The 7,001-nt window shown below is 62.5% G+C and carries 5 protein-coding genes; 1 reads left to right on the top strand and 4 read right to left on the bottom strand.

The window, feature by feature from the left end:
• Window positions 1-2,162 (top strand): hypothetical protein (locus tag CAG41_RS28550; protein ID WP_170930265.1); only part of this gene is annotated, 2,162 nt, incomplete at its 5' end.
• A gap of 378 nt (window positions 2,163-2,540) precedes the next feature.
• Here CAG41_RS28550 and CAG41_RS06520 read toward each other — a convergent pair.
• From CAG41_RS06520 to gmd, 4 genes are read right to left on the bottom strand one after another with little or no spacing between them, the layout of a single operon-like run.
• The gene (locus CAG41_RS06520) at window positions 2,541-3,656 is read right to left on the bottom strand and encodes a glycosyltransferase family 4 protein (RefSeq protein ID WP_085578025.1); all 1,116 of its coding nucleotides are present in this window, start codon (window positions 3,654-3,656) and stop codon (window positions 2,541-2,543) included.
• Window positions 3,653-4,798 carry a glycosyltransferase family 1 protein gene (locus CAG41_RS06515; RefSeq protein ID WP_085706795.1) on the bottom strand — a complete coding sequence of 382 codons (1,146 nt, stop codon included), beginning with the start codon at window positions 4,796-4,798 and terminating at the stop codon, window positions 3,653-3,655. Before CAG41_RS06515 ends, CAG41_RS06520 begins: the two co-directional genes overlap by 4 nt.
• On the bottom strand, window positions 4,799-5,695 hold the full coding sequence (locus tag CAG41_RS06510) for a GDP-mannose 4,6-dehydratase (RefSeq protein ID WP_085706794.1): 897 nt from the start codon (window positions 5,693-5,695) through the stop codon (window positions 4,799-4,801).
• The gene (gene gmd / locus CAG41_RS06505) at window positions 5,695-6,726 is read right to left on the bottom strand and encodes a GDP-mannose 4,6-dehydratase (RefSeq protein ID WP_085578028.1); all 1,032 of its coding nucleotides are present in this window, start codon (window positions 6,724-6,726) and stop codon (window positions 5,695-5,697) included. The genes CAG41_RS06510 and gmd overlap by 1 nt, the downstream gene beginning before the upstream one ends.
• Window positions 6,727-7,001: the final 275 nt, after the last annotated feature.

Below are 7,001 nucleotides of genomic sequence, written 5' to 3'. Positions count from 1 at the left end.
CCCCTGCCCCTCTCACCGCATCGCCCCCCCAACCCGCCTCAAGGCGCTGGCTTGCGCACATCGTCCCTGCGGCGCTGGTGGTGTTGATCCTGTGGCTGCCGTTCGGCTTCGCGCTGACCGGACTGATCGAAGAGTGGGACGTCCTGGGCCTGTTCATCAAACATGGCGTCTTCTTTTTCGCCGACACCTCCAGCCCGCTCGCGCCGCACGCCTTGAGGCCGCTGACGATCTTTCCCCACGCCCTGGCCTTTTGGCTGGACAGCAACTCCTTCTTCTACTGGCATGTCCTGCTGATGCTCGCGCTGGTGATCAAGGGCGCCTCCGTCAGCTACCTGATGGAGAAGCTGACGGGCAGCCTGAAGCTGGGCGTCATTGCCTGTGTGCTGGTCATCATCTACCCGGCCGACACGATGCAGCTCTCCTTCAGGGGCGTGCACGTCAACTGGGCCCTCAGCCTGGCCTTGCTGGGCAGCGCCATTTTCCTGCATGCACTGTCGCTCAAGCACAAGCTCCGCGCCTGCCTGTTCAGCGCCCTGGCCAGCGCCTTGTTCGCCTCCGCGTGCTTCATGTACGAGGCCTCGCTGCTGCTCGCCTGCATCCCGGCCCTGATGCTCTTTGCCCGGGACGGCCTGGTGACGACGCTGCGCCAGATCAGGCCGAAGCTGGCGGAGCACGCGATCTGGGTCGCCGGCCCCGCTGCCTATGTGATCTACGCCCTGCGCACATCCGCCGCGGTCAAGAGCTATCAGGCCGGCGTCGTCGGCACCGACCTGCTCTCGACGCTCAAGCTCACCTATCCGAAACTGTTCAGCGTCGGTCTGCTGCGCAGCACGCTGGGCGGGTGGTTCGACGCCCTGAGGATCACTGCCGAAGAGTTCGCCAACTACGGGTACGTCGTCGCGGCGAGCGCTGTCTTGTCCGTGGCCATCATGGCGCTCCTGCGAAAGGACAACGCAAACACGGCCGGCACCCGGAACACGTCCGCCCTGGCCTTCAACATCAGACTCGGCCTCACCGGCCTGACACTGATCCTGCTCGGCTACTTCCCTTTCCTGACCTCCTATTCCCACCTTGCGATCAGCCAGAGGACTTTTCTGTTCGCGACACCAGGCGCGGCCTTGCTGCTGGCGGCGATACTGAACGGCGGGTTCAGCCTCTCCAAAGCGCTGACCCGTGCGGCCATCGGCTTTTTCTTCATCACGGGCATTTCGTTTCAGCTCTATCAGTTCCATCACTACATCGAGATATCCCGGACGCAGACGGCCGTACTGAGCGACATCACCCGTCAGTTTGACGGGAACTCCGAAAACAAGACGTTGCTGATCCTCGATCACGGCAATCGGCTGAACCACAATTGGATGTTCATCAATGCAAGCCTGACGGGGGCGTTGTCGTTCCTGTACGACAAACCGATTTCGAACGTCCAGGTCTGCCACCTGCCGAGCAAGTATTGGCAGCGTTCGGACGAACTGGGCCGCAAAGGGCGATGCGTTGAAGGCGCACAGGACTGGACATTCGAGTATCCGACCCCGGTCAGCGGACCGGGCTTCCCCACCAGCCTCCAGCCTGCAAGCCTGGTGATACCGAAAGCATCGATCGTCACTGTGGAGATCGGCAAGACCGACGAGACGCCCCAGGACATCCGGACAGTCCCCAAAGGCGTAGCCGAAAAGCGCTACGAAAGCCTTATCGACTCACTGAATGCGAAGACACGCTTCATCCGCTTCAAGGACACCGTCACGACCGACCGGTACGACTGGACGTTCGGCAAATGGTGGAGCATGGAGATACCGACCCACGGCGCTGGCTGGCGCCAAGGGGAATGGGAAGTCAACAGCTTTCATCACCAAGCATTGGCCTGGAAAAGCGAGCGCTACTCAAGCCTCATCTTCCCGTTCAAGCCCAAAGGCCAGCGCACCTACGAACTCAAGGGCCGATTCACGATCTTCGCCGGAAAAACCGACCGGAGCAGCATGAAGATTACGCTCAACGGTCAGCCGCTGGCGCTGCAGTGGAGTGCGGACGGCACGTTCTCGGCCACGATCGCACAGGGAGCGCTCAAAGACGGCGACAACCTCCTGGAGTTCGACTCACCGACCGACGACAGCTACTACGGCCTTGCCGCAAGGCTCGAAGGCATCCATATCGCCCGGCAGCCCTGATACCCCCACGGAACCTGCCCGCCGGCCGCTGAAACGCGTGCCGGCCGGCCAACGCCGGATCCTGTCGACCGAAGCCCGCCAGCGCGCTTCAGTCGGCAATCCCCGCAGCGCAGCTAGCGCTCCTCGACACCCAATTCCCGCGCAATGGATCTCACGACGAAGTCCGCCCCCCCGAGGGGTCAGATGAACGATGTCGAGATAGAAGGCATCACCGCTCGATGCCGACTCCCGCATGAGGCAACCTTCGTCATTGCACATTTTCTGTATGACCGAGATGTAGACGGCCCCGTCTGTCGGGCGTGGGTCGGGAGGTACTGTTCCGCCGCAGCGGTGTGGCTGTCCTGGCCGCCTTCGGTTCAACCGGCGGCCGGGCCGGCGCTATCGTTCGCAAACCTTGCGATAGAGCGCCGCGTAGGCGGCGACCATCGTGTCGGCCGAAAAGACGGACTCGTAGCGGTGCATTGCGCGCCTGCCCATGCCTTCGGCCAACTCGGTGTCCTGCCACAGGGTGTTCATCGCCGCCGCCAGCGACTGAGCGTCGCGTGGAGGCACCACCAAACCCGTTTCGCCGGCGATGTTGATGAATGTGGTGCCGGAACCCATTTCGCACGAAATGAGCGGCTTGCCGTACATGGCAGCCTCCAGCAGGGAAATGCCGAAGGACTCCGAACGCAGGTGCGAAGGGAAGACGAACGCGTGGCAAAGCGTGAGCAGCGCCGCCTTGTCCTCGTCGCCCAGCCCTCCCAGGAAGCGCACATTGGAAAGCCCGAGGCGCTGCGCCTGCGCCTTCAGCTCGGCCTCCTCATGGCCGCCGCCGAGGATCACCACCGGCAAGCCGGTGATCCTGGCCGCCTCCAGCAAGTAGTCCAGGCCTTTGTAGTAGCGCAACGCCCCCACAAAGAGAAAGAACTTCTCGCCGACCATTCGCCGCCACTCGGCGAGCTTCGCCTCGGGAACGGCCGGATAGGTGGCCCGGTCCAGCCCGTAGGGAATGATTTCGACCTTGTCACGGAAGCGGGACAGCACCGGGCTGCTCTGCGCATAGTTCGGCGAAGAGGCGACGATGCTGTCGACGCTGGACAGGAAGCGGTTCATCAGCGGCTGGTAGAGCTTGAGCAGGGTCTTCTGCTTGACGATGTCGGAGTGGTAGCTGACCACCGCCGGCTTGCCGTGGCGGGTCGCGAAATGCACCAGGTCCATGAAGGGCCACGGAAAGTGGTAGTGCACCACGTCGGCCTTTTTCGCCAGCTGCGAAAAGTCCTTGAAGGCCGACAGCGAGAACCCGGTGGACGCGACGTGCAGGTCCAGTTTCGAACGGTGGGTGATGTGATTGCCCACCGTTTCGCCACGGGCGGCCCCCCGCTCGCTCAGGTAAAGCACCTCGGAGGAAAAGCCGTGGCCGGCGCCGCCCTGGGCGATCTGGAAAATGACCTGTTCGATCCCGCCCATCGTTTCCGGGTAGTAGGTCTTGAAGAAGTGCAGAACCTTGATCATTTTCCGTCGACGACCCTTCGATAGACCTGTTGGGTTTCCCGGGCGCAGCGCTCCCAGGAAAACCCTTGCGCGTGCTGCATGCCTTTGACCACCGCGATGTCTCGCCAGGCTTCGTCGACCAGGCCCCGCTCCAGCAGCCGGGTCAACTCGTCGATGTCCATCGGTGCGCACATCAACGCCGCGTCGCCGGCCACTTCCGGCAGCGAAGAACTGTTGGAGCACACCACCGGCACGCCGGAACTCATGGCTTCGAGCACCGGCAAGCCGAACCCTTCATAGTGCGACGGGAAAGCGAACAGACGCGCGCCGGCGAACAGCAGGGGAAGAACCTCGCTCGGCACGAATCCGAGGTAATGGGCCCAGCCTTCGCGCCGAGCGGTTTCCAGCTTCTGGTGAATCACATCGCTGCGCCAGCCGTGGTAGCCCGTGAGGATCAGCGGCCAACGCGTGCGCACATCCACCGGCAGCCGGCTGTAGGCGTCCAGCAGCGTTTCGATGTTCTTGCGCGGTTCGATGGTGCCGACGAACAGCGAGTAACCGTTCGCCTTGAGGCCGTAACGGGCCAGTGCCGGCTCAAGCTCGGCAAGCGGCCTCGGGTAGAACTCAGGGGAACTGGCCAGCGGCACGGTGTGGATCCGTTCGATGGGCCAGTTAAAGTACTCGGCCAGCTCCCGGCGGGTGAATTCCGAATCGGTGATCAGCGCATCGGCCCTGGTCAACGTAGCCTTCAGCTCTTTCTGCAGGTAGCGCACCAGTTGCGGGGCGTGGCAATGGGCCCAGGTGAAGGGCGACAGGTCGTGGAACGTCGCCACGCTGCGCCCGGCGAAGGGCGGCAGATAGTAATTGGGGCTGTGGTACAGGAAATCGCCGTGGCCCTTGAGCGCTGCCTTGCGCAGCATCGGCATCAGCAGCCGGTAGGCCTCGACGGCGAGGAAGTTTTTCTGCACCGCACGCTTCAGGCCATAACCGCTGCCGGACTCGTCGGCGGCCGTGGGCAGTTCTGGCAAAAAGCGTCGACCGGCAAAGAACTGCAGGTCTGAAATGTCTGAACTCTGCCGAAGCCTCAGCGCAAGTTCGTAGGTATAGCGACCGATGCCGGTCAGCGGAAAGCGGATCGGCTCAACAGACAGGATTAGCTTCATTTAGTCCGCCGAAAGCATCCAGCTCAACGTTTCATCCAGCGCCGGCGTCTCCCACCCCCTCACCAGTTCACGGAGCCGGGTGTTGTCGCCGCACAGGATCTTCACCTCATTGGCCCGGACGAAGGCCGGATTCACTTCGACTTCGATGCTGTGGCCGGTGAAGGCCGAACACATATCGATGACTTCGCGAAGGGAATGGCTCTTGCCCGAACTGACGTTGACGGTCTGCCCCAACGGCCTGGCTTCGATCAAGCCGCGGTAGGCCTTGACCACCGCGCGGACATCGCTGAAGTCCCGGGAGACGTCGAGGTTGCCCAGTTCGATCTTGTCGGCGCGCCGACGGAAATGCGCGACGATCTTGGGCAACAGGAAACTGTCGGCCTGACCGACGCCCGTGTAGTTGAACGGCCGGGCAATCACGATCGGAAGACGGTCGAACCAGAGGCGGGCCATGTACTCCATCGCCAGCTTGCTGACCGCGTAATCGTTGGCCGGCGCCGGAAGCGTCGCTTCACTGAGCAAGCCGGTGGAGGCATTGCCGTAGACGTTCGCGCTGCTGGCCAGCAGCACGCAGTCAGGCACCTTGCCGCAGGCCGCGATCGCTTCCAGCAGGTGACGGGTTCCGATCAGGTTGACCCGATAGAACGTGTCGGCGGCGCCATGCCCGACGAAGGCCAGCGCCGCCAGATGGATCACGACATCCGGTTGAATGGTTGCCAGCAACTCGCGCAGTGCGGAGCCATCCGCCAGATCGGCTTGAAAGTACCCGGGCTCGTCGGAGGGCTGGGTACCCAGCCCGAACACTTCATAGCCGCCGGCCTTGAGCTCGGCGGCCATGTAACGCCCGGTGAAACCTTGAACTCCTGTAATCAGCGCTCGTTTACCGGCAATACTCATCAGAAGGAAAATCCTTTCTCATTTCGACGCAGGTCAGCCTCGACCATCATGCGGCACAGCTCTTCCAGGGTGGTCTTCGGTTCCCAGCCCAGGGTGGCCTTGGCCTTGGCCGGGTTGCCGATCAGCAGCTCGACTTCCGCCGGACGGTAGTACTTAGGATTGATGCTCACCAGCACCTTGCCGGTCGCGGCGTCGGTGCCCTGCTCGTCTTCGGCCGAACCGCTCCAGGCCAGGTCGATGCCGACGGCCTTGAACGCCATGGTGACGAAGTCGCGCACGGTTTCAGTGCGGTTGGTGGCCAGCACGAAGGTGTCCGGCTCGTCGGCCTGCAGCATGCGCCACATGCCTTCCACGTATTCCTTGGCGAAGCCCCAGTCGCGCTTGGCGTCGAGGTTGCCCAGCTCCAGCTTGTCCAGCAGGCCCAGCTTGATCTTGGCCACGGAGTCGGTGATCTTGCGGGTCACGAACTCACGGCCGCGCAGCGGCGACTCGTGGTTGAACAGGATGCCGCTGGTGGCGAAGATGCCGTAGGACTCGCGGTAGTTGATGGTCATCCAGTGGGCGTACAGCTTGGCCACACCGTACGGGCTGCGCGGATAGAAAGGCGTGCTTTCGATCTGCGGGATCGCCTGGACCTTGCCGAACATCTCGGAGGTCGACGCCTGGTAGAAGCGCACTTTCGGGTTGACGATCCGGATGGCTTCCAGGAGGTTCACGCAGCCCATGCCGGTGATGTCGCCGGTGGTCAGGGGCTGGTCAAAGGACACGCCTACGAAACTCTGGGCCGCGAGGTTGTAGACCTCGGTCGCGCCGGTGGTCTGGAGCAGACGGATGCTGGCCGACAGGTCGGTCAGGTCGTACTCGACCAGATGCAGCTCAGGGTGCTTGTCGATGCCAAGCTCCTCGATGCGCCAGAAGTTGACAGAACTGGTCCGGCGGTAGGTGCCATACACCGTGTAGCCCTTTTCCAGCAGCAGTTCCGCCAGGTAGGCGCCGTCTTGCCCAGTAATGCCGGTAACGATAGCTTTCATGCGAATCCTCTAAACTCCATTTGAGCGCCTAGTCAGCAGGCTCTGTTGTGTCGTGTGCGCCATTGGGCTCCGGTCGGCAGAGCCGCAAATTCTTGCAGATCATACAGAATGCGGCCCGGAACGACGATACCCAACCGACCGACAATACGTGTCAGGTCCTTTCCCGTCGCCGCCGGAGAAACCATTGCCCGATGCTGCACAAGGCGTCCGTTCGGTTTTCTCGCCTGCCGGGCGTTACCTTGAAAATTCAATCACTTGAGGGTTTCCGACCGAAG

The organism is Pseudomonas sp. B35(2017) (assembly GCF_002113645.1).
In the GTDB taxonomy this organism is placed as follows: domain Bacteria; phylum Pseudomonadota; class Gammaproteobacteria; order Pseudomonadales; family Pseudomonadaceae; genus Aquipseudomonas; species Aquipseudomonas ekonensis.
Note: the sequence above shows the minus strand (reverse complement) of the source record. Positions and strands in the feature narration are given on the sequence as shown.